We start from the raw sequence: 20742 nt of genomic DNA, 5'->3' as shown, positions 1-20742 counted from the left end.
CCAGCCGACATATAAAAGCGGGGATCGGGAGCAATCCCCGTCCCCCGCTCGTTTGCTGACTGTTTTATGAAACTATTAGTTTGCCTTTGCTGCTGCTTTTACTGTGTCATACAGTCCATCGCTCCAGCCAAGCTTCGCTGTATCGTTCTGGTAGAAGTACTGTCCAGCCTCGATCCATGCGGCTTTCTGCTCGTCTGTAAGCTCTGTAACAGTTACGCCAGCTTCCTCAAGCTTCTTTAAAGCATCTTCAGTCGCGTCATCCTGAAGCTCGTTGTTGTAGAGACCAGCCTCATCTGCACATTCAGAAAGGATCTGTTTCTGCTCATCTGTAAGTGTGTTGTAGAAGGACTCACCACAGATCCACATAGATGTTGCAAGGATGTGTCCATCACGAACTACATATTTTGCAACTTCCTGGAAGGAACGGTTTGCAAGAGAAACAACCGGGTTCTCAACTGCATCGATCGTGCCAGCCTGAAGGGCCTGATATACATCACCCATATCCATACCTACAGAAGCTGCACCGAGGTCATTGAAGGATGTGATGGATAAGTCATTGGAAGAAACGCGAAGCTTTAAGCCCTTAAGATCTTCCGGAGTTGTGATCTGCTTGGTGGACATAATGTCACGGGAACCGTAGATCCAGTTGGAGGACAGAACACGGATACCGCCCTTAGATGCAAGCTGATCACAAAGATCCTTATACCAGTCAGAGTCGATAACTGCCCACTCTTCATCCCAGTTGTCAAACATGAACGGTGCATAGAAAATACCAAAATCCGGTACACCATAATCTGCAAGGAATGCGCCATCAGCAACTGTGATCGTATTCTCACCCATGACCATCTGGTCGATAAGATCTGTCTTTTTACCTAATGCAGAGTTCGGGAAAAGCTTTAACTCAATGGAGCCATTCGATTTCTCCTCAACTAATTCTTTCCACTTTTCAACTGCTTTTGCTGCCGGCTCTGTTGTAGCGTTCTCATAACCAACGTTAATTACAACTGTACCTTCCGGAGCTGCTGCGTCTGCTGCTGCGGTTGTTGCGTCTGCTGCTGCGGCTGTTGTTTCAGCTGCTGCTGTTGTCTCCGTTTTGGAAGAACTGCTTCCACATGCGGTAAGTGTTGTTGCTACCATAGCTCCTGCCATGGTTAATGCCATAACCTTTCTTAACTTCATAATTTTCCCTCCGTAATTTAATTACTTTTATTTATTCTCCCGTCCGATCCCCATCAGCCAGAAGAATCCTTCACCCCTTTTAGGGGAAAGTTTCGAAGCTTTTATGTTTTGGTCATTCAGCACATATCTCAAAATATACTTTGTTGTATCTTCTGTTGTATACAACAGATTATAATACTTTTTAAATTTTTGTCAATAAGTCTTGCGAAATTCGTTCTAAATTAGTCTATTTTAACAAATACAATCATTTTGCCTTGTGCAAAACGCCAATTGACATTCTTTATTGTTTAAAGTTTTATTTTTGTTAAATAAATATCAGAAAAACCGCCTTATTTTGCAATAAGTTGATACAACCATTGCAATAAGACGGTTTTTCTTCACCATGCGAAAACTCAGAATTTTACACGGCAATGTATTTATTTAATAGAACAGATTTACAAGGAATGTGGTAAACGGCTCGACCCAGGTAAGGAGCATCAGGTTGATAATAAGCAGGATGTAGAACGGTACTGCTTCTTTGATGAATGCTGCGGTCTTACACTTTGTAATAGAGCAGGTTACGAACATCAGGGTTCCCATAGGCGGTGATAATGCGCCGATGGCGTTATTGAAGATGTAGATCATTGCGAACTGGATCTCATTGATTCCGTACTGTGCAGCGATCGGTGCAAGAAGCGGAACCAGGATGATCATGGAAGCGTTACCTTCGATGAACATACCTACGATCAGTAAGAAGATATTTACAACGATCAGGAATACATATTTGCTGTGGATGTTTGCAAGCATCCATGCTGTCAGCGCCTGCGGGATTCTCTCTTTTGTGAGGATCCAGGAGAATACAGACGCAGCGGATACGATGAGCATGATGGAAGCAGTCGTGCAGACAGTCTCCTTTAAGCCCTGGATCATATCCTTGACGTGCATCTCATGGTAGATAATTCCCAGAAATGCAGCGTAAAGAATTGCAACTGCTCCGGCCTCGGTAGCTGTGAAGACACCGATACGGATACCACCGATGATAATGATCGGAAGGAGCAGCGGCAGGATCGCCGGTTTTAAAGCGGTCCAGAACTTGGACCAGGTTAATTTCTCTGTTGTTAAGATACCATATCCACGTTTCTTGGAGACAACGCCTACAAGGATCATCATGGAAACGCAGAGGAGACCTCCGACACCAAGACCGGAAATAAACAGCTTACCGATGGAAACGTTTGCGATACATCCGTAAAGGATCATTGCGATTCCCGGTGGGATCAGCGGTGTGATCATGGAGGAAGCAGCTGTTACAACGCTGGAAAACTCCAGAGAGAAGCCCTTCTTTGTCATCTCCGGAACCATCATTTTGGACTCCATCGCTGCATCGGCGATGTTGGATCCGGAAAGTCCACCCATAACGGTGGATAAAAGTACGTTTACCTGTGCGAGACCGCCAGGAAGACGTCCTGTTACAACCTCACAGAAATCCATGATTCTCTTTGTAACACCGGTGTAGTTCATGAAGATACCGGCACAAACGAAGAACGGGATCGCCATAAGAGAAATTTTCTCAGTACCAATGATTGCCTGCTGGGCAAAGATAACGGTATTGATTCCCGGGTTCATAACAAAGTAAACCATGGAACCGCCGAGGACAGCGATAAATACCGGAACTTTGAAGAAAAGAAGGACCAGCATCACAATTGCAGATAACATTAACACATTACTCATTGCTGCTTGCTGCCTCCTTTGCCTCAGATTTTACGCCGTGGAACAGGGCGTAGAAATAGCTGATGATCATATCGAAATAGGATACGATCGCGATACCGTATACCCAAGAATACGGAATTTTTAACATACTTGTGGAACGTCCGCTCTTTACGAACACCTGGATGAAACCGATACTCTGCATGAACAGATATCCGATTACGACTACAACTACGATGGAAATCAGGATTTCCATGATCTTCTGCATGCTCTTCGGCATCAGGTCAACGATCATCTCGATCGCAACATGGTTGCCGGAGCGGAATGCTGCGCCTGCTCCTGCAAATACGATCCAGACCATACAGGAGGTCTGAACCTCCTCAAGCCATGTAAATGGCGCGTTGAAGATATATCTCCATACAACACCGAGGAATGTCAGGACGATCAGGATCGCAAGAATAATGGAAGCGACAACGATATCAAGATTTCCAAGGATCGCTGCTGCTTTGTTTTCTTTCTTATCCATAGATTTTCAGACTCCTATCAGGGAAAACTGCCCCGGCGGACAGCTCCGCCGGGAACAGTTACTTTATGCTTTTACTGCAAAATGGATTATTCAGCACCCATAGCCTTTTTAACTGTGTCATAGAGGCCATCGCTCCAGCCAAAGTCAGCACCCATCTCATAGAACGGCTGTGCTTTCTCCTTGAATCCGGCAAGAACTTCCTCAGACGGCTCAACAACAGTTACGCCTTCGTCTTTCATCTTCTGAAGGTACTCAGCGTCAGCAGCCTGCTGTACTTCGTTGTTGTACTCACCAGCTTCTTCTGCTGTCTCAAGTAACCATGTCTGCTGCTCTTCCGGAAGGCTGTTGAACCAGTCAGCGGATACAACCCATGTTGTGAAGTTCTTTACATGTCCGTCAAGGATTAAGTATTTAGCAACCTCGTGAAGCTTTCTGCCGTACAGAGTTGCAAGCGGGTTCTCAGCACCGTCGATGGTCTTTGTCTGAAGAGCCTGATAAACATCTCCAAGTGCCATACCTGTGGATGTTGCGCCAAGTACATCGAAGCCCTTGGACTGGATCTCGTTGGACGGAACACGGATCTTTAATCCCTTTAAGTCATCAACTGTGTTGACCGGAACGTTTGTAAGAGTATGTCTCTCACCGTAGATCCAGTTGGAAGCGATGATCTTTAAGCCTTTTTCTTCAAGCTTGCCACACTGCTCTTTGTACCAGTCGGAATCAACCAGTTTCCAAACCTGATCCCAGGAATCGAACAGGAACGGTCCGAATACGATACCGAAATCCGGTACACCGTAGTCAGCATAGAAAGCACCGTCTGCAAGTGTGCAGACATTCTCGCCGAGAAGCATGGAGTCGATTAAGGAAGACTTATCACCAAGCTGGGAATCCGGGTAGATCTCGATTGCCATCTTGCCGCCGGATTTCTCTTTGATGATCTCCTGAGCTTTCTCCCAGCCCTGTCCAACCGGCTCGGAAATGGAGTTCTCGAAAGCGACCTGAAGAACTGTCTCAGCATCGGAAGAACCGTTATCTGCTGCTGCAGCTGCTGTAGTATCTGCTGCTGCGGCTGCTGTTGTCTCAGCTGCCTTTGTTGTCTCTGTTGTGGAAGAGCTGCTTCCGCAAGCGGTAAGTGTTGTTGCTGCCATAGCACCTGCCATGGTTAATGCCATAACTTTTTTGAGTTTCATAATGTTTCCCTCCGTAATGTATTAAACATTTATTTAAGCCTTCCGTCTGATCCCCACCAGCCGGAAGGCTCTCTCACCCCGTTGCGCGGGGAAAGGTTCTAATTTTAATGGTGTCTGAAAAGTGAATTCATTTTACCACTATTTTAGCAAACATTCCATATTATTTGGAAATCTTGGAAAAATCAAATACAACCTTTAACATATCGCCCGGGTTGTGCGCAAAGTCATCGAATGCCTTTGCAGCATCATCAAACGCATATGTATTTGTGATGATCTTGTGGAGCGGTGCCTTGCCTGCGTTCACGATATCGATCAGCTCTAAGAAGTCCTTCTTTAATGCGTTTCTGGAACCGAATACATTTAATTCCTTCTTCTGGATCAGTGTGAAGTTGAAGTCAAGGTTCTTCTTGCCGACTCCGATCAGAACCATGCGGCCACCGAAGCAGCAGGCATCGATACAGTTCTGGAATGTGGACGGAAGACCAACAGCCTCGATCGTCACATCAAAACCGTTGCCGTTTGTGATCTCAGCAACACCTTTCTCGAAGTTTTCTGGAGAATCATTTAATAAGGTTCCGTCAACACCGAAGTCCTTTGCCATCTCAAGCTTACCTGCGGATACATCGGAGATGTAAACGGTAGCGCCCTTCGCTTTTGCTGCGATCGCTGCGAGAACACCGATCGTACCGGCGCCGACTACAAGGACTTTGTCTCCCTCTTTTACGTTTGCACGGCTCACACCATGGTAGCTGATGCAGAACGGCTCGATTGCTGCAAGTGTCTTTGCGTCCATTCCCTTACCGTCATACACACGCTCGATCGGCATTGTGATGTACTCCTGGAAAGCACCGTCTCTCTGACATCCCATGGTCTGGTTGTCCATACATGCGTTTACGATTCCGTGCTCGCAGGAATAGCAGTGTCCGCAGTTGAAGTACGGGTTGCAGGTTACGATCATTCCCGGCTTGATGCCATACGCGTTGTTCTCATCTGCCTCGATAACCTCAGCAGAGAACTCGTGGCCCGGGATTCTCGGGTAATCAAAATATGCGAATGTTCCACGGTAGGAACCAAGATCGCTTCCGCAGATTCCACCATAAAGGATCTTTAATAAAACTTCTCCTTCTTTTCTTACCGGCATCTCTACATCTTTAATAGAAACCTGACCCGGTGCGTCAATATACATTGCTTTCATCGTTGTTTCCTCCTTAATTTTACGATTTTACCAGCTGTATAGTTTTCTCAAAATCATAGTTGTTGTATTCTTTGTTGTATACAACAGATTATAATACTTTTCACGTTGCTGTCAATAATTGTTAAGAAAGTTATATGTGATTTGTCCATTTCAACAAAATCCAGATTCCAGACTTGTGCAAATTGCCAGTTGACTATTTCGGGAATTTTGATTTTCCTTTCTTGAAATGTGCCTTGTTTTATGATAATATGAATACATTGCATTCAGAATCCGGTGTTCGAAAACCTGACGGGTCTGTTGCTGCCACTCTATCTCACGGAAACAGGAGTCCATTATGCCTAAAATAAATCTGAAAACCCTTGCATACAATACAATCCGAAATAAAATCGTGACTTGTCAGTATGCGCCGGGTACTTTTTTGAATGAAGAACAGTTGACAACAGAGCTCTCCTTAAGCCGGACGCCTGTCCGCGATGCCTTGGGACGTCTCGAACAGGAAGGTCTTTTGGAAATCCGCCCGAAATGCGGAATTCTCGTTCGTCCTCTGACATTAAATGACATTGATATGACCTTTGAAGTCCGAATGCTGTATGAGCCATACATCCTGACCCATTATGGTGTAAATCTTTCAGTTTCCAAACTGAAAGAATTCTATGAGATCTTTCAAAAATGGGATCCCGAAAAAGAACTATATCGTGACAAAGATTTCTTCTACGACCTCGATTACCGTTTTCACGCGTTCCTCATGTCCGCCTGCCCGAATGAATTTATCAACAGAAGCTACGATACGATCCAGACACAGAATGAGCGTTTCCGATATATGACTGGAAATGTTTCGAATTTCCGCCTGGAGGCGACCTTCAAGGAGCACACGGCGATCGTGGAACCATGTCTGGAGGGTGACTGGGAAAAGGCCGCGGAGCGGCTCATCTACCACCTGGAACGTTCAAAAGCTTCCGCGTTCCGTCTCGTCGCTGATTCCGAGGTAAGCAGCCTTGCACATCGTATGACCCTTTAAACACTCAAAACCACAAAATCCGGATCTGTTATCTTCTGAGAAACCAGATCCGGATTTTTTATTCTTTCAAATTTGCTATGATAACAACTGTTTTATTGTCCGTATGTCGTGTAAACAGTGTAAATTTTCTTTAATACATTTTACTTAATTATAATTAACTAATTTATGATTAAGTAAAATGCAAATGACTTTTTTGTATTTGACGATGAGGATATTATCGGCTATAATTAAGATGTAACCATTCAGTCATTTGCCTGTTTGTACTCTGATCACATGTTCAACAGCCGGAGGTGAAATCATGTTCATTGGAAGAGAAAGAGAGCTATCCTCTCTTGAAAAACTATATCGATCGGATAAATTTGAATTTGCAGTTGTCTACGGACGACGCCGGGTTGGAAAAACCGCATTGCTCAGCCATTTTATTAAAGATAAAAATTCTATTTATTTTATGGGAATTGAAAGCAACGCAAAGCAGAACCTTGAAAACTTTAGCAGAAGTATTCTGGAATCAGACAGTCGTAATCCTGCTGAATCTGTCTTTCTTACCTTCCAGTCAGCATTAGAGTATGTTTTTAGACGTTCAGAACAGGAACGGATCATCCTTGTTATTGATGAATATCCTTATGTTGCACGATCATCAAAAAGCTTTTCTTCTGTGCTCCAGCTGTTAATCGACCAATATAAAGATCGCTCAAAACTCATGCTGATCCTTTGCGGTTCCTCCATGTCTTATATGGAGGATCATGTGCTGGCATATAAAGCCCCCCTGTACGGGCGGCGAACCGCACAGTTTAAGATCTTACCCTTTAACTTTTTTGAAACATGCCACTATTTCAGAAATTTTTCTCCATCTGACTGTGCCCTGATTTACGGGATTGCCGGTGGAACCCCGCAATATCTTCTTCAGATGGATGATTCCATGAGTGTTGATGAAAACATAAAAAATACATTTTTAAATTCATCCTCCGCCCTCTTCGAGGAACCTGAAAATCTTCTCAAACAGGAAGTACGCGAACCATCGCTATATAACGCAATTATCTCAGCGATTGCTTCCGGTGCTTCCAAGCTATCGGAAATCAGCACAAAAGTCGGCGAAAACAGCAGCACCTGTACTGCTTATTTAAAAAATCTGATCTCTCTGGGACTAATTCGCCGCGAAACACCTTACGGGGAAAAGAACTCCAAAAAAACAATTTACACGGTTGAGGACAACATGTTCCGCTTCTGGTACCGGTTTATTCCTGATAATGCCTCCCTGATCGTCCGCGGCGCATCTGATCTGGCCTATCAGAGGATCAGACCTCAGCTTTCCGACTATATGGGAAAAATCTTTGAAGATATCTGCACCCAATATTTATGGCAGCTTCTCTTAAATGGAAAATCTCCTGTTTTCTTCAAGGAGCTTGGGCGTTGGTGGGGAACTGATCCAGCCACACATGCGCAAACAGAAATCGACATCATGGGAGAACAGGACAAGAATACAGCCTTGTTTTGCGAATGCAAATGGACAAACGATCTCGTTGATTTCGGTGTTCTCGAGCTTCTTGTCCATCGAAGCCAGCTTTTCCACTACAACTCCACACATCTGTTTCTGTTTTCGAAAAACGGTTTTACAAGTGGATGTACGGAAATGGCCGAAAAACTCGGAAACGTGACTCTCGTCTCCTATTCAGATATCTATGGCAGTTGTCAATAGGCAAATCACCCCATTTTTTATAGAATGTGCCTTTTTTGTAACAGGGAATTTCACAGAATTCCCTGTTACGCAAGAATAAAGGGAGATCCGTTATCCTTCGGATCTCCCTTTGATATTTCTTATAGTCTCGTCCCGATCAACTCCGTCAGCTCCTCCAGTGTCGCAACCGAATTGATCTCATTTCTTAATGCCGCAGAATTCGGATACCCGGCGGTATACCAGGCGACGTGCTTCCGCATCTCCCGCATTCCCGCCAGCTCGCCTTTAAACTCCATCATCATCTGGCCATGCCGCAGGATCATGGCTTTCAGTTCCTCCACGGAAGGTCTCGGGAGAAGCTCGCCCGTTTCGAGATAGTGGGTGATCTGCTTAAAGATCCACGGATTTCCCTTCGCACCCCGGGCCACCATGATCCCGTCACAGCCCGTCTCCTCCACAAGGCGCTTCGCATCCTGCGGTGTAAAGACATCTCCGTTTCCGATTACCGGGATCTTCACAGCTTTTTTGACCTCGCGGATGATATTCCAGTCAGCTTTTCCAGAGTAATACTGCTCTCTCGTTCTACCATGGACAGCCACCGCCGCCACACCGGCACTCTCGGCGATCTTTGCGATCTCCACGGCGTTGATGCAGGTATCGTCAAAGCCCTTGCGGAATTTCACAGTCACCGGCTTTTTCACCGCTTTCACGAGTTTCGTGAGGATTTCCTCCACCAGCTTCGGATTTCTCATAAGGGCAGAGCCTTCACCATTCTTAACGATCTTCGGCACCGGGCAGCCCATGTTGATATCGAAAATATCGTATGGACCATCCTCCAGGCTCGCCGCGATATCCGCTACAATATCCGGATCAGAGCCAAAAAGCTGCAGGGACACGGGACGCTCCCGCTCATCCACCTTTAAGAGCTCCTGAGTATTTTTATTCTTGTAGAGGATCGCCTTCGCGCTCACCATCTCCATGCACACCAGACCTGCTCCCTGCTCCCTGCAGAGGATCCGGTACGGCATGTCCGTCACGCCCGCCATCGGGGCGAGGATCACATTGTTTTCAAGTTCCACATTTCCGATTTTTAACGTCATTGAATCAAAACTCCCTCTGCGTTTACGTACCGTCCGTCCGGCGCATAAGCGTTGGTTAACATGTCTCCGTCTGGTTTCTGGAAGTAATACCAGCTGCCCTGAGAGTTGACCCATCCGTATGCCATCGTTCCGTCCGTGTTCAGGAAATAATATTTTCCTTCTTTCAAGAGCCAGCCCGTCTGCATAGCTCCTTTGCTGTTTAAATAGTACCAGTTTCCATTGACATTCTGCCAGCCGGTCTGCATGATTCCATACATATCCAACAGATATGTCTTTCCATCTACATAGCCCCACTGACTCGAGACCGGATTTCCGTCCGGCTTATATAAGGCCCATTTCCCGTCAGCCCGCTGTCTCCAGCTGCCGCCGCGGTAGGTATTGTGGATGTAGATCGTGCTGTTTTCTGTTTTTGCGTACTGCTGTGCCGCCTCGTTTCCCGGGCCTTTCGAGTACACGTAATCTTTCTCGCTGTCGAGTCCGCCGCCCGGATTGGAACCGGACGCTCCGGGGCCGACATTGGAAGTCCAGCCGTTGTTGTAGGCCGGGTTGTTTTCCGGCTGCTCCTGATAATATATGATATCGTGATCCTCCATGCCCGGACCAATGTTGAAAGCATAGGCAGTCATCCCTGCTGTTCCGGAGTCTGTAAGACTCAAAAGTACAGCACCTCCAATTCCGATCGCTGCCGCCATCATCGTTTTCCTCGCTTTTCCCTTATAAACATATCCCGCACAGATGCTTATTTTGTTTCGTATGCATTTCCAGCCTGCTCTTCTCATATCGTTTCCTCCGATACCGGTGTTATTCTCCCTCTTTTTCCAGCTGGTCTTCCAGCTTGCCGCCGAGAAATACCACACGGTAGAATAACTCCAGAGATTCTAAAAGTTCCTTCTTTTCTCTCTGGTACTGGCGGATCTTAAGTCCACTTCCGATCTCATCGAAGAGATAATCCTGATCCTCCGCTTCCACACGGAACTCGAGGTTTCCTTCCGGGGTGAATTCGAGGAAGAGGATGCCGCCCACATCCTCAGTAAAGAGGACGCACATGATCTGAAGTTCCTTTTTGATGTTTTCCGGAAGAAGTTTGAATTTTTCGTTGAAGTAATATTTCTGCTGGTATGAGTTTGCGCCGCAGAGGATAATGTTTTCCTGTTTATTGTTGTTTTCTGCCATGATATATGTTTGCTCCGTTTCCTGTCATATAGTGTGATTGTAACTGTTCAGTAGGTCTGCGCATTTACTACGCTGACCGTAAGAAAACTTAGAATAGATAGCAAAAATCTTATCGGCACAGCCGATTTGGAATGGATTTTTGCGCGTAACTGTGAGGGCAAATGTTTTTGACCCCAACATCATTTTATATAACCTGTCCATGGTTTTAGCATTTTTGAAGCTTAACTGCTTTAGAAGAAATTACAGGTATCTCAAAATATCAGATATTGAATCGATATGGTAATCCGCCTTACTCTGGTCGAATCCGAACCGGTCATCCTTCAAACCGGCGATTGACATTCCGGCGCGGTATGCCGCCTCGATGCCCACGGTAGAATCCTCCACGACAAAGCACTCGTCCTCACGGATTCCCAGAGTATCCGCTGTATAGTGGTAGATCTCCGGATTCGGTTTGCTCTGTTTAAACTGCTTTCCACTGACGATCAGGTCAAATTCCGGGCGCATGCCCACCTCCTCCACGATCCTCGAGATCAGCTTCGGACCTGTGGAGGATACCAGCGCGACTGTATAGCCGCGGCGCTTTAATTCCTGCACTGTGGTCTTCATCTCCGGGCGGAAGATCTTCCGATAATCGATCCGGCTGTAAATGTCTCTTTCGGCCCACTCTTTGATCAGTGTTTCCCAGGTCTCACCGTTATTCACGGCCCGTTCCATCACAGTCCAGCTATCCTGTCTGCTGCGGCCTACCATTGGGGTGATGTCTTCCATTGTCACCGCCGGGTTCTTTTCTTTTGCGAACTCCAGCAGGTATTTCATATATACAAATTCACTGTCTACCATAACGCCGTCCATGTCAAAGAGGACGGCCCTGATCGGGCGTGTGATCTTCATGTAAATTCCTTTCCGGCAAACCTCGCGCGGACGCCTGCGGCAATCCATATCTTCACGCGGGTGTGCATGATTGGTATGTAGTGCCTTTTTCATCAGCCGGAAGCTCCATCAAAATTTCCGGTTAACGGAAAAAGGCGGCTTAAGGATAAGCCGCCTATATTCTATCGTATTTCCCTCTATTTTGCAAGAATCCCGCGCATTTTCAGGTAGTCTACCACGCACTCCACCATATCATCGTAGGAAAGTTTCGTGGTGTTGATCATCAGATCATAGTTCTCAAGATTCTCCCAGCTCTTTCCGGTATAGTAGCGGTAATAGTCGCGGCGCTCCCGGTCGATCCGCTTAATATTCTTTAAGATATCTTCCTCCGGGAAGTATCCTTTCTCACGGACTTTGTTGATCCTCTCCTCGATCTCCGCATACACAAAGAGCCTGACAAGGTTTTCAGTTCCGTCGAGGACATAGTCGGCGCAGCGGCCGATAATAATACAGGATTCTTCCTGAGCCAGTTTCCGGATGACCGATGACTGGAACCGGAACAGGTTGTCAGATGAGATCAGGTCAGATCCCAGAGACGGGGTTCCGTTTTCCGGAATCAGAGAGTGGATGATCCGGTATAACAGCTTATTTCCGGCTTTTTCATCGGCAAGGTGGAAATAGCTCTCGCGGATCCCGCTCTCCTCGGAGGTCATCTTTAAGATCTCCTTATCGTAAACATGAAGTCCAAGGCGCTCGCCGAGACGTTTCGCCATCTCTGCTCCGCCGCTTCCATACTGTCTTCCGACCGTGATCACAAATTTCTTATTCTCCGCCATAAATGCCTCCTTCTTCCCCTCCCGCCTCTCGGCAGATGTACCTGGAAAAATCATGGGAATGCTTTTTATTCTATCTGTATTTTACCATATATAGTTTGAAATTTTAAGTCTTTTTTATAATATTTTCGCTGTTTTTCAGCTCCTTCGTAAGTTTCACAATTACAAAATACAGGCATATAACTCATGTCTTTACAAGCAATGTCGGATATCCCAGCTTTCGAAGTTCCTGCTCCTGCCGCACTGCATTTTCCATATTCCGGAATGCCCCGGCGCGGACATAATAAAGTCCGTCCTTAAACGTCATAAACGCAGGGAATCCCTGGGATTTCAGGTGCTCCACTTCCCTCTCCGCGTTGGCTCTTACCCGATAGATCCCGGTCTGAACCATATAAAAGCCCGGCATCTCCTCGCCTGCCGTCTGCTTTTCCAGCTCCGCAAATGTCTGCACGATCCCATCCGCGATGGCATCCGCGGTCCGGCTCATGTTCTCATCGAAGAAGTCATTGTCCTTCTCATTGTCGATAAATCCAACTTCCACAAGAACCGCCGGAAGTGCTGTATCCCTGAGGACCACAAGATTCGGCCTCTCACTGATTCCAAGGTCGTTCCAGCCCACCGCCGCAAGCTTTTTGTTGATATTCTCCGCAAATGTCTCCGCATCGCCACCTCTCCCAAAGATCAGGCTCAGAGTTCCGGAAGCAGACCCCGGCACCGCCATGGCATTCCGATGGATCGACAAAAACAGATCCGCCGTGGAGCTGTTCCCGATCTGCGCCTTCTCATATGGACTGTTGTATACATCGCCGACTCTCGTGTACTCCACCCGGACCCCCCGGCGTTCCAGGGCATTTCCGATATCATAAGACAACGCCAGCGTATCGTCCTTCTCCCGTCTGTTCCCATATACCGCCCCCGGATCACTCCCGCCGTGACCCGGATCAATGATGACACTGTTCTGCTTTGCCAAAATTATTCTCCTTTTTCATAAATTTTATGATATGATACAATCATTGAGTCCAAAATCTGCGCTGTCCGGATATCCACAGCGATTTTTTGAATGAATGATCGGATACCTTATCATATTCCCGTATCATCAGACCTGCGCCATCCATGTCTTAAAACTTTCCCTGGCAATCACACGAAAGGATCTCTTTACACCATGTTAATCGTATTCAACCAGATGGTGAGTCTCTTTCTCTTAATGCTCACCGGCTATCTCGCCAACCGATCCGGCGTGATCGATAAGACTTTTGAGTCGAAGGTCTCCCGGTGATCACCTTCCTCGTCCTGAGATTCTTTATCAGGAACCGCATACTTTTAGAGATCTCCACGATCCTCTCCGGCTGCCCTATTGCTGGAAACGTGTCCATGCTCTGTATGGAATACAACCAAGATGTCACCCTGGTGTCGAAAGGGATCTGTATCTCCACTCTGCTGCCCATGATCTCGATCCCGATCGTGTCGGCATTGGTTGCGATCTTATAAATATCTCTGCCGCAGGCCATCCAACAATTGGTTGGAAATTCCTGCGGCAGATTAAAAAACGCTGTTTTTGCAGCAAAAAGGACATCTGAACCAGAAATACCCTCGTATCTCTCGTTCAGATGTCCTTTTTATTTTTCGTATGTATTCCTATTCCTGTACCTGCACGCCTCGTGGACCTACATGGGTGGCGAATACCACCTGGGTACTGGTCTTGCCGAACTTCTGGAGCTGGCCGAGGAAGCTATCGAGCTGCATTGTGCTCTCGAAGGCAACCTTCATGATCACGGAGTATTCTCCGGTAACGCTGCTGCACTCTAAGATGTTCGGGATTCCTTCCGCGTAGTTATAGAATTTCTGCTTGTCCTCCGGAAGCACGTTGAGGTTGATGAAGGCGAGGATGTGATATCCAAGCTTCATCGGATCGATCTGTGCCTGGTAGGATGTGATGATTCCATCTTTTTCCAGTTTTTCAATTCTTGCTGAAACCGCCGGGGAAGAAAGGAATGTCTTCTCCGCGATCATTTTCAAGGACGCTCTCGCGTTATGCTGCAGGATCTGCAGAATCTCCCTGTCAATATGATCCATAATTATCTCCTTTGTTCCGGTTTTCAAGTATATTTAGCTGTGTCATATGCCCGGAACTCCTTATCTATATACAGATAACCGTTCAGCCGCGCCGCATCCCTGCGGCAGACATCTGTGATATCCAGACCACCAAACGATTCCTGCGTTCATGTTTTATCTATGCTGCCCGACCGTATTTTCACGGATCCAGCACTGTTTTAAAGGCACCCGGCTGCTGTCAGTCTGGTATTTCAGATCTCCCCGTGGAACACTTCCGCCGCCGGACCTGTCATAAATACAGTGTCCTTTTCTCTGTCCCAACGGATCAGAAGGTCGCCGCCGAGCAGTGTCACGCGGACTTCATCGTCAGTAAGACCGTTTAAGATGCAGGCGACCGCCGTCGCGCAGGCACCTGTTCCGCAGGCAAGCGTCTCTCCGGAACCACGCTCCCAGACACGCATATTTACATGTCCGCGGTCTACGATCTCCACGAATTCCGTGTTGGTGCGGTCCGGGAATTTTTCGTGGACTTCAAAGGACGGGCCGATCTTTTCGATCTCCATATCCTTGATTCCATCCATAAATACCACCGCGTGGGGATTTCCCATGGACACGCCGGTAAAACGGTACTCTTTTCCATCCACCGTGATCGGCTCCCCGATCTCGGAGGTCTGCACCGGACGCCCCATATCCACCGTCACAAGCTCTACCTTGCCGTCTTTTAATTTCATAGACAGATGCTTGATTCCGGATGCAGTCTCCACGTCGATCTCCGTCTTATCCACGATTCCGTGGTCATAGGCGTATTTTCCGACACAGCGGATCCCATTTCCGCACATGGCACCCCGGGATCCATCCAGATTGTACATGTCCATCTGGCAGTCCGCAACCCTTGACGGCTTAATTAAAATCAATCCGTCCGATCCGATTCCGAAATGGCGGTCGCTGACCATCTTTGCCGTCCCGCAGGGATCTTCCACAGTCTCTTCAAGACAGTTTACATAAACATAATCATTTCCGATGCCCTGCATCTTCGTGAATTTCATATTTTCTCTCCTATATGCTCCATCCCCTGTGCGAGGATCGTCTGGATGTGACCGTCCGCAAGAGAGTAGAGAACGCTCTTTCCTTCCCTGCGGAACTTGACAAGGCGCATCTGCTTCAGGATCCGAAGCTGGTGGGAGATCGCAGATTGTCCCATTCCGAGAAGACTTGCAATATCGCACACACATAACTCCGACTGGCTGAGTGCATACAGAATACGGATCCTTGTGGAATCGCCGAATACCCGAAAGAATTCCGCAAGATTCTGGAGCTCCTCGCCTTCCGGCATCACGTCCATCACCCGTTTTACCACCTTGTCGTGGACATGAATAAACTCACAGTGCGGGGCGATCTTTTCGTCCTCTCTGATACCCATGTTCCTGCTCCTTTACTGCTGCTGCCGCAGGTCATACGGACAGCAGTTCTTTCCACGCAGTTAGCGCACGAGAAGTTTGCTTACTTCGTACTGCTCCTCCGGGATGTCTTTCTTCATATTCAGTGCCTCCTGGATGTCGAAATCCACGAACTTGCCGTCCTTGTAGGCTACGATACGGTTGCTCTTTCCTTCCGCCAGAAGCTCTGCAGCTCTCGCACCCATGATGGACGCGTAAACACGGTCCTTACAGGTCGGTGTACCGCCTCGCTGGATGTGGCCAATGATGGTGGCACGGGTCTCGATACCTGTCGCCGCCTCGATCCTTCTTGCCATGGAAGTGGAGTGTCCGATTCCTTCAGCGTTGATGATGATGTGATGCTTTTTGCCGCGCTTTCTGTTCTCAATGATCCGGTTGATCAGGTACTGCTCATTGCCGTCGTAGCGCTCCGGAAGGAGAATATCCTCCGCGCCGTTGGCAATACCGCACCAGAGAGCGATATATCCGGCATTTCTTCCCATAACCTCGATGATACTGCAGCGCTCGTGGGAGGTGGAAGTATCACGAACTTTATCGATGGCTTCCATCGCTGTGTTTACAGCGGTATCGAAACCGATCGTATAGTCGGTACAGGCGATATCAAGGTCAATGGTTCCCGGAAGACCGATCGTGTTGATTCCGAGAGCGGAAAGCTTTCCGGCACCGCGGAAGGAACCGTCTCCTCCGATCACAACGATACCATCGATACCATGTTTCTTACATACCTCAGCGCCACGCTTCTGGCCTTCCTCAGTTGTGAACTCCTCACAGCGGGCTGTGTAAAGGATCGTACCGCCGCGGTTGATCGTGTCCGCAACGCTGACGCTGTCCATATCTACGATTTCTTCCTGAAGGAGTCCGGCGTAGCCACGCATGATTCCTTTTACCTTCAGGCCTTTATTGATAGCGGTTCTTACAACCGCACGGATTGCCGCATTCATTCCAGGGGCATCTCCGCCGCTGGTCAATACTCCGATCGTTCTGACTTCTTTCTTTGACATATGGGTTTCCTCCATAAAAAAATTCTGTCAATCATTCGCCGTACACGTCCTTATTTTAATGTAACTGCTCAGTTTTTTCGCAGTCACATGCAAAAATCCATTCCGGATCGACTTCGCCGATGGGATTTTTGCCTTCCAGCCAATGTTCTCTTACGGTCAGCGCAGTGAATGCACAGACCTACCAAACAGTTACATTTTAATACACTTTGCCCTTCTTTTCAATGACCTTTTGCACAACTTTGACATTTTTTTCACCAAGGATCTTATACAGGCGGTTCAGAAGATCCGGCCCTGCGAGGACTGCCCAGTTTTCGGAAAGTCTGCGCATTTTCCGTTCTTCTTTTAAATACATAATGACCCGGTCTTTTCCGTCGGAATCACGGAGTGCCGCCATGACATCGTCGATGTGGCTCGCGTAGAATGCCTGATTTTCGAACTGAAGCCAAAGCTCATTCGGGATATCGGTGAACGGGATCACTTCCTCGCAGATCAGCTTTCCTACCGGGTCATCACCGATGGACGCCCGGCCGCGGATAAACACCTTGTTTTCCTCGGTGAACGCCTGACGGTTCTTCTCGTAGATCTTCGGGAACACGAGAACTTCCACCGTGCCCACAAGATCCTCAACGGTGATGAATGCCATGAGCTGGTTCGTCTTTGTAGTCTTCACCTTTTTCGACGTGATCATTCCGCCGATGACCACATTGGAATTATCCTCCACAATGGTCTTTCCGACCTCATCCACAACGAAATCGGAAGTTCTCGCCGTCACATTTTTCTCCCAGAGTTCCCGGTATTCCTCCATCGGATGACCGCTGACATAGATGCCGATGGTCTCCTTCTCGAATGCCAGAAGTGTCTGCTTGTCATACTCGCCCACATCCGGGAACGTGATATGGAAGTTGTCCTTTTCCTCCTCCGGGGCGATGTCAAAGAAGCTCATCTGACCTTCCATGACCGTCTTTTTCTCTTTTGACTTGCTCTCCAGAAGGTCACCGGAGACGATAAGCTTCTGCTTTCTCGTTCCCGGAAGTGTGTCCAGGGCACCAGATTTAATGAAGCTCTCCAGCGTTCTCTTATTGACTTCCTTGTTGGACATTCTGGACACAAAATCATCGAGGTTTTTGAAGAGACCGCCGCTCTCACGCTCGGCGATGATCACGTCCACCACGGCCCGGCCCACACTCTTGATGGCGGAAAGTCCGTAACGGATACCGTTTCCGGATACGGAGAAGCCGCTGTATCCCTCGTTGATATCCGGCGGCAGGATCGGGATTCCCATGTTCCGGCAGGCGAGAATGTACTCGGAGACCTTCGTGGTGTTGTCCATCACGGAGGTCATGAGCGCCGCCATGAATTCCTTTGGATAATAATATTTTAAAAACGCGGTCTGATATGCAACCACCGCATAGGCCGCCGCATGGGACTTGTTGAAGGCGTACTTTGCGAAGTCCGTCATGTCATCGTAAATCTGGTTTGCCGTCTTCTCGTCGATCCCGTTGGCGATACAGCCCTTTACGCCCTCTTCCTCATTTCCGTAAACAAAGTTCTGGCGCTCCTTCGCCATGACCGCCGCCTTTTTCTTCGACATGGCACGGCGCACAAGGTCGCTTCGGCCGAGGGTATATCCGGCGAGATCTCGGACGATCTGCATGACCTGCTCCTGGTAGACGATACAGCCGTAGGTCGGCTTTAAGATCGGCTCCAGCTGCGGGCAGGTGTAGGTGATGGATTCCGGGTCATTCTTTCCCTTTAAATATTTCGGAATAAAGTCCATTGGACCCGGACGGTACAGGGAGATTCCGGCTATGATATCCTCCAGGGTAGTCGGCTTCAATTCCTTCATGAAGGTCTTGAAGCCGCCGCTTTCCAGCTGGAACACGCCCTCGTTCTTTCCTGTTCCGAGAGAATCCATGACCTTTTTATCATCATAATCGATGTGCTCGAGATCGAGCTTCACACCGCAGTTCTTTTCGATCATCTTCACCGCGTCCTGGATGACAGTGAGTGTGCGGAGTCCCAGAAAGTCCATCTTTAAAAGGCCCAGTTCTTCCAGCGTCGTCATCGTAAACTGGGTCACGATGGTGCCGTCGGCACCTCTCGATAACGGGACATACTCGTCAATGGAGGTCCTGGAGATCACGACGCCCGCCGCGTGCATGGAGGTGTGGCGCGGGAGTCCTTCCAGTCGCTTTGACATGTCGATGAGCTTTCTTACCTGCTCATCTGAATCATATAGCGCCTTTAATTCCGGGTTTTTCCTGAGTGCCAGGTCCAACGTGATATTTAATTCCGCCGGGACCATCTTCGATACCTGGTCGCAGAGGCTGTAGGGCAGGTCCATGACGCGCCCCACATCGCGGATCACGCCGCGGGCCGCCAGGGTACCGAAAGTGACGATCTGGGCCACCTGATCCTTCCCGTACTTTTCCACAACGTAGTCGATAACTTCCTGACGGCGCTCGTAGCAGAAATCCACGTCGATATCGGGCATGGATACTCGTTCCGGGTTCAGAAAACGCTCAAAGAGGAGCTGGTACCGGATCGGATCGATATCTGTGATTTTTAAGCAGTACGCCACGATACTTCCCGCCGCAGACCCCCGCCCCGGTCCCACAGCGATCCCATGGGATTTCGCGAAGTTGATGAAATCCCACACGATCAGGAAGTAGTCCACGTAGCCCATGCTCTTGATGGTTCCGAGTTCATAATCCAGGCGGGCGCGGAGCGTCCCATCATCATTCGGGTACCGCATCGCGAAACCTTCGTCGCAGAGATGGTTTAAATAGCCCCAGGAATCGTAGCCCTCCGGCACATCGAATCTCGGGAGTTTTGTAACACCAAACTCGATCTCCACGTTACAGCGCTCCGCGATCTTATGGGTGTTCTCGATGGCTTCCGGGGCGTATGGGAAAAGCTTGCGCATCTCCTCCTCGGACTTCACATAGTACTGTCCGCCCTCGTAGCGCATACGGTTCTCGTCAGAGACCTTTTTTCCTGTCTGGATGCAGAGCAGGATATCATGGGCCTCCCAGTCCTCGGCGTTGATATAGTGGCAGTCGTTTGTCGCCACAAGCGGGATATTTAATTCTTTTGAGAGTCGCATGATCCCCTGGTTTACCTGGCGCTGCATCGGGATCCCATGATCCTGAAGTTCAAGGAAATAATTGCCCTCGCCGAAGATCTCCAGATGGCGTTTTGCAGCCGCCTTTGCGTCCTCATAGAGACCTTTCTCCAGATATCTCGGGACTTCTCCGGCAAGGCAGGCGCTTAAAGCGATGATTCCCTCGTGGTACTCCCGCATGACCTCCTCGTCGATCCTCGGTTTATAATAGAAGCCATCCACAAAGCCTTTGGAGACGATCTTCATCAGGTTCTGGTATCCTGTATTGTTTTCCGCGAGAAGGACCAGATGGTAGTAACGGTCCTCGCCGTGTACAGTCTCGCGGTCAAATCTTGAGCCCGGGGAGACATACACCTCGCAGCCGATGATCGGTTTGACCCCGGCCGCACGGGCTGCCCGGTAAAAATCGATCACCCCGTACATGACACCGTGATCGGTGATCGCCATGCTGTCCATGCCAAGCTCTTTTGCCCGCGCCGCCAGCTCTCCGATTTTACTGGATCCGTCTAAAAGACTGTACTCTGTATGGACATGCAAGTGTGTAAATGCCATCTGTCTCCTCCGTATTTTTTATCATCAATTGCAAAAGGACTGTCACCCCGAAAGGCGGCAGTCCCGTAATGTCGCTATATACAGACATGCCTCTTCTTGTCCGCCTTACAGGCG

General features: G+C 48.3%; 19 protein-coding genes. 3 read left to right on the top strand and 16 right to left on the bottom strand.

The window, feature by feature from the left end; all coding sequences use genetic code 11:
• Positions 1-75: 75 nt before the first annotated feature.
• The 5 genes from DXA87_RS04650 to DXA87_RS04630 form a co-directional block, all read right to left on the bottom strand.
• Positions 76-1179, bottom strand: a complete 1104-nt coding sequence (locus tag DXA87_RS04650) for a C4-dicarboxylate TRAP transporter substrate-binding protein (RefSeq protein ID WP_015552578.1) — start codon at positions 1177-1179, stop codon at positions 76-78.
• 420 nt (positions 1180-1599) lie between these two features.
• Entirely contained in the window at positions 1600-2886 is a 1287-nt protein-coding gene (locus tag DXA87_RS04645) for a TRAP transporter large permease (protein WP_117503428.1), read from the bottom strand.
• Positions 2879-3388 carry a TRAP transporter small permease gene (locus DXA87_RS04640; protein ID WP_117503427.1) on the bottom strand — a complete coding sequence of 170 codons (510 nt, stop codon included), beginning with the start codon at positions 3386-3388 and terminating at the stop codon, positions 2879-2881. Before DXA87_RS04640 ends, DXA87_RS04645 begins: the two co-directional genes overlap by 8 nt.
• An 86-nt stretch (positions 3389-3474) precedes the next feature.
• A complete protein-coding gene (locus tag DXA87_RS04635) occupies positions 3475-4578 on the bottom strand; it encodes a C4-dicarboxylate TRAP transporter substrate-binding protein (RefSeq protein WP_117470036.1) in 1104 nt (367 codons plus the stop codon).
• Positions 4579-4738: 160 nt separating this feature from the next.
• Complete coding sequence (locus tag DXA87_RS04630) at positions 4739-5773, bottom strand: zinc-binding alcohol dehydrogenase family protein (protein WP_021905262.1); 1035 nt, start codon at positions 5771-5773, stop codon at positions 4739-4741.
• A 334-nt stretch (positions 5774-6107) separates the two neighbouring features.
• Between DXA87_RS04630 and DXA87_RS04625 the strand changes: the two genes are divergently transcribed.
• Positions 6108-6791 carry a GntR family transcriptional regulator gene (locus DXA87_RS04625; protein ID WP_117503426.1) on the top strand — a complete coding sequence of 228 codons (684 nt, stop codon included), beginning with the start codon at positions 6108-6110 and terminating at the stop codon, positions 6789-6791.
• Between the two features lie 298 nt (positions 6792-7089).
• The gene (locus tag DXA87_RS04620) at positions 7090-8487 is read left to right on the top strand and encodes an ATP-binding protein (protein ID WP_117503425.1); all 1398 of its coding nucleotides are present in this window, start codon (positions 7090-7092) and stop codon (positions 8485-8487) included.
• Between the two features lie 119 nt (positions 8488-8606).
• Here DXA87_RS04620 and dusB read toward each other — a convergent pair whose 3' ends face one another.
• The 6 genes from dusB to DXA87_RS04590 all read right to left on the bottom strand — a co-directional run bounded on the left by dusB (position 8607) and on the right by DXA87_RS04590 (position 13412).
• On the bottom strand, positions 8607-9566 hold the full coding sequence (dusB, locus tag DXA87_RS04615; protein WP_015552585.1) for a tRNA dihydrouridine synthase DusB: 960 nt from the start codon (positions 9564-9566) through the stop codon (positions 8607-8609).
• Positions 9563-10345 (bottom strand): hypothetical protein, encoded by a 783-nt coding sequence (locus tag DXA87_RS04610; RefSeq protein ID WP_117503424.1) that lies wholly within the window; start codon positions 10343-10345, stop codon positions 9563-9565. Before DXA87_RS04610 ends, dusB begins: the two co-directional genes overlap by 4 nt.
• 22 nt (positions 10346-10367) lie before the next feature.
• Positions 10368-10739, bottom strand: coding sequence for a DUF6145 family protein (locus DXA87_RS04605; protein WP_117470040.1), 372 nt, complete (start codon positions 10737-10739; stop codon positions 10368-10370).
• Positions 10740-10979: 240 nt separating this feature from the next.
• Positions 10980-11630 (bottom strand): HAD family phosphatase, encoded by a 651-nt coding sequence (locus DXA87_RS04600; RefSeq protein WP_117503423.1) that lies wholly within the window; start codon positions 11628-11630, stop codon positions 10980-10982.
• 176 nt (positions 11631-11806) lie between these two features.
• Positions 11807-12445 carry a cytidylate kinase-like family protein gene (locus tag DXA87_RS04595; protein WP_015552589.1) on the bottom strand — a complete coding sequence of 213 codons (639 nt, stop codon included), beginning with the start codon at positions 12443-12445 and terminating at the stop codon, positions 11807-11809.
• Positions 12446-12626: 181 nt separating this feature from the next.
• Positions 12627-13412 (bottom strand): N-acetylmuramoyl-L-alanine amidase, encoded by a 786-nt coding sequence (locus DXA87_RS04590; RefSeq protein WP_117470042.1) that lies wholly within the window; start codon positions 13410-13412, stop codon positions 12627-12629.
• A 302-nt stretch (positions 13413-13714) separates the two neighbouring features.
• Between DXA87_RS04590 and DXA87_RS04585 the strand changes: the two genes are divergently transcribed.
• Entirely contained in the window at positions 13715-13930 is a 216-nt protein-coding gene (locus tag DXA87_RS04585) for a hypothetical protein (protein WP_117484983.1), read from the top strand.
• Between the two features lie 147 nt (positions 13931-14077).
• Here the strand turns inward: DXA87_RS04585 and DXA87_RS04580 are convergent, their stop codons facing one another.
• The 5 genes from DXA87_RS04580 to DXA87_RS04560 form a co-directional block, all read right to left on the bottom strand.
• Positions 14078-14515, bottom strand: coding sequence for an Lrp/AsnC family transcriptional regulator (locus tag DXA87_RS04580; protein ID WP_015552591.1), 438 nt, complete (start codon positions 14513-14515; stop codon positions 14078-14080).
• A 230-nt stretch (positions 14516-14745) separates the two neighbouring features.
• A complete protein-coding gene (gene dapF / locus DXA87_RS04575; RefSeq protein WP_117503422.1) occupies positions 14746-15540 on the bottom strand; it encodes a diaminopimelate epimerase in 795 nt (264 codons plus the stop codon).
• On the bottom strand, positions 15537-15914 hold the full coding sequence (locus tag DXA87_RS04570) for a metalloregulator ArsR/SmtB family transcription factor (protein ID WP_015552593.1): 378 nt from the start codon (positions 15912-15914) through the stop codon (positions 15537-15539). The genes dapF and DXA87_RS04570 overlap by 4 nt, the downstream gene beginning before the upstream one ends.
• Positions 15915-15974: 60 nt before the next feature.
• Entirely contained in the window at positions 15975-16952 is a 978-nt protein-coding gene (pfkA, locus tag DXA87_RS04565; protein WP_015552594.1) for a 6-phosphofructokinase, read from the bottom strand.
• A gap of 196 nt (positions 16953-17148) precedes the next feature.
• Positions 17149-20628, bottom strand: coding sequence for a DNA polymerase III subunit alpha (locus tag DXA87_RS04560; RefSeq protein ID WP_117503421.1), 3480 nt, complete (start codon positions 20626-20628; stop codon positions 17149-17151).
• Positions 20629-20742: the final 114 nt, after the last annotated feature.

The organism is Desulfotomaculum sp. OF05-3 (genome assembly GCF_003435535.1).
GTDB lineage: Bacteria > Bacillota > Clostridia > Lachnospirales > Lachnospiraceae > Pilosibacter > Pilosibacter fragilis.
Note: the sequence above shows the minus strand (reverse complement) of the source record. Positions and strands in the feature narration are given on the sequence as shown.

Coding starts and splice junctions, on each gene's coding strand:
- DXA87_RS04650 (WP_015552578.1), bottom strand. CDS start 1,179: ATGAAGTTAAGAAAGGTTATGGCATTAACCATGGCAGGAGCTATGGTA.
- DXA87_RS04645 (WP_117503428.1), bottom strand. CDS start 2,886: ATGAGTAATGTGTTAATGTTATCTGCAATTGTGATGCTGGTCCTTCTT.
- DXA87_RS04640 (WP_117503427.1), bottom strand. CDS start 3,388: ATGGATAAGAAAGAAAACAAAGCAGCAGCGATCCTTGGAAATCTTGAT.
- DXA87_RS04635 (WP_117470036.1), bottom strand. CDS start 4,578: ATGAAACTCAAAAAAGTTATGGCATTAACCATGGCAGGTGCTATGGCA.
- DXA87_RS04630 (WP_021905262.1), bottom strand. CDS start 5,773: ATGAAAGCAATGTATATTGACGCACCGGGTCAGGTTTCTATTAAAGAT.
- DXA87_RS04625 (WP_117503426.1), top strand. CDS start 6,108: ATGCCTAAAATAAATCTGAAAACCCTTGCATACAATACAATCCGAAAT.
- DXA87_RS04620 (WP_117503425.1), top strand. CDS start 7,090: ATGTTCATTGGAAGAGAAAGAGAGCTATCCTCTCTTGAAAAACTATAT.
- dusB (WP_015552585.1), bottom strand. CDS start 9,566: ATGACGTTAAAAATCGGAAATGTGGAACTTGAAAACAATGTGATCCTC.
- DXA87_RS04610 (WP_117503424.1), bottom strand. CDS start 10,345: ATGAGAAGAGCAGGCTGGAAATGCATACGAAACAAAATAAGCATCTGT.
- DXA87_RS04605 (WP_117470040.1), bottom strand. CDS start 10,739: ATGGCAGAAAACAACAATAAACAGGAAAACATTATCCTCTGCGGCGCA.
- DXA87_RS04600 (WP_117503423.1), bottom strand. CDS start 11,630: ATGAAGATCACACGCCCGATCAGGGCCGTCCTCTTTGACATGGACGGC.
- DXA87_RS04595 (WP_015552589.1), bottom strand. CDS start 12,445: ATGGCGGAGAATAAGAAATTTGTGATCACGGTCGGAAGACAGTATGGA.
- DXA87_RS04580 (WP_015552591.1), bottom strand. CDS start 14,515: ATGGATCATATTGACAGGGAGATTCTGCAGATCCTGCAGCATAACGCG.
- dapF (WP_117503422.1), bottom strand. CDS start 15,540: ATGAAATTCACGAAGATGCAGGGCATCGGAAATGATTATGTTTATGTA.
- DXA87_RS04570 (WP_015552593.1), bottom strand. CDS start 15,914: ATGGGTATCAGAGAGGACGAAAAGATCGCCCCGCACTGTGAGTTTATT.
- pfkA (WP_015552594.1), bottom strand. CDS start 16,952: ATGTCAAAGAAAGAAGTCAGAACGATCGGAGTATTGACCAGCGGCGGA.
- DXA87_RS04560 (WP_117503421.1), bottom strand. CDS start 20,628: ATGGCATTTACACACTTGCATGTCCATACAGAGTACAGTCTTTTAGAC.